Here is a 916-nt window from a genome sequence, read left to right as displayed (position 1 = left end):
GGCCAGCATCGCCACCAGCTTGCGCACGCCCTCGCGAAGCTCGTCGAGCCCCTCGGGCGAGCGACCGCCCGCGATCGTTTCGGGCACGTGCAGCGCGTCTGCGCGCAGCGCCCTGCCCCGCTCGGTCAGGCCGATCAGCACGCGCCGCTCGTCCTCGGCATCGCGCGTGCGGCTGACATGACCCGCCTGCTCCATCCGCTTGAGCAGCGGGGTCAGCGTCCCGCTGTCCAGATAGAGCCGCGCACCCAGCGCTCCGACCGTCTGCGGCTCCTCTTCCCACAGCACCAGCATGACCAGATATTGCGGATAGGTGAGCCCCAGCGGCCTCAGCACCGGGCCGTACAGCCGGTTCAGCAGGTTGGTGGCAGCGTAGAGCGGAAAGCACACCTGCCGATCGAGCAGAAGCGGATCATCGCCCGGCGCTGCCACCTTGCCGGTCATTGCGCGAACACGCTGATCTTGACGTCAACATTGCCGCGGATCGCGTTCGAATAGGGGCAGACCGCGTGCGCCGCCCGGACGATCTCCTCGGCCTTCGCCTGGTCGACCCCGGTGATCTCGACCTCGAGCGCGACCGCGAGTTGGAAGCCGCCCTGTTCGGTCGGCAGCAGGCTGACTTCGGCTGCGACCTCGATATCGCTATCCTTGACCTTGTCGGCCTTGCCGCGCGTCACATGGATGACGGCGTTCTCGAAACAGGCGGCATAGCCAGCGGCGAACAACTGTTCGGGATTGGTCGCGCCGCCCTTGCCGCCCAGCTCCGTGGGCATGGCGAGTGCGAGGTCGAGAATGCCGTCCTCGCTCTTGATGGTACCGCTGCGGCCACCATAGGCGTTGACGCGCGTGGTGTAGAGAGTGCTCATGGTCTGCTCCTTGTTGTCCGTGTATGACCGATAGATAGGAAGCAATTATATTG

The 916-nt window shown here is 65.8% G+C and carries 2 protein-coding genes; both read right to left on the bottom strand.

The annotated features are described in order from the left end of the window. Window positions 1-441, bottom strand: a 441-nt coding sequence (locus AX735_RS04705) for a MarR family transcriptional regulator (protein WP_082750932.1), incomplete at its 3' end; no start/stop codon positions are given. Continuing rightward, window positions 438-863 (bottom strand): organic hydroperoxide resistance protein, encoded by a 426-nt coding sequence (locus AX735_RS04700; protein WP_066276392.1) that lies wholly within the window; start codon window positions 861-863, stop codon window positions 438-440. The genes AX735_RS04705 and AX735_RS04700, both read right to left, overlap by 4 nt. Between the last annotated feature and the right edge of the window lie 53 nt (window positions 864-916).

It is taken from the genome of Blastomonas sp. CCH1-A6, from assembly GCF_001556365.1.
Taxonomy (GTDB): Bacteria; Pseudomonadota; Alphaproteobacteria; order Sphingomonadales; family Sphingomonadaceae; genus Blastomonas; species Blastomonas ursincola.
The sequence above is the reverse complement of the archived record's forward strand: the minus strand, read 5'-3'. Positions and strand labels throughout refer to the sequence as shown.